The organism is Micromonospora aridisoli, assembly GCF_056150025.1.
The window spans coordinates 1-503 of the sequence record NZ_JAXCFK010000203.1 but is presented as its reverse complement, the minus strand read 5'-3'; the positions used below and the strand labels follow the sequence as shown (position 1 = coordinate 503).

1 protein-coding gene is annotated in these 503 nt (G+C 34.6%); it reads left to right on the top strand.

Going from position 1 to position 503, the window contains the following annotated elements:
- Positions 1–55: 55 nt before the first annotated feature.
- On the top strand, positions 56–503 hold a 448-nt coding region (locus SM447_RS30115; protein ID WP_474576244.1), incomplete at its 3' end, for a hypothetical protein.

Here is a 503-nt window from a genome sequence, read left to right as displayed (position 1 = left end):
GATCAATTTAGTCAAGAATACAATAAATACGTCCAAATATCATAGTTTGCAAACAATGCCAGATCGTCTAAGTTATTTGAGAGCTTTGGCAATCAATACTTTGATCCAAGAAGCTGCAAATACTTTTATTGCCAACGAAGAGGCGATCCTATCAGGTACTTTTGACATTGCATTGTTAGACAAAAGTGCCTATGAGGCACAGATAAATGATATTCTGAAGATCAGTATAGACAAAATTTATCAAAGTACCGAAGTAGTAGACAAAGAAATAGCAGGTTACGAAATCCTTACCACTTTGCTAGACACCTATTGCAATGCAGTTTCTAATTATCATGATAATACCCTGTCTAATTATGACAACCTCATTCTAAAAGCAGAAGGAGAAAATTTTGACTACAAGAATCAAGATGTATATCTCCGAAATCTCAGTGTTTGTAAGTATGCGGCTAGTCTTACAGATGGTAATGCAGTTACTAAGTTTCAGAAAATTAAAGGCTTTGGTA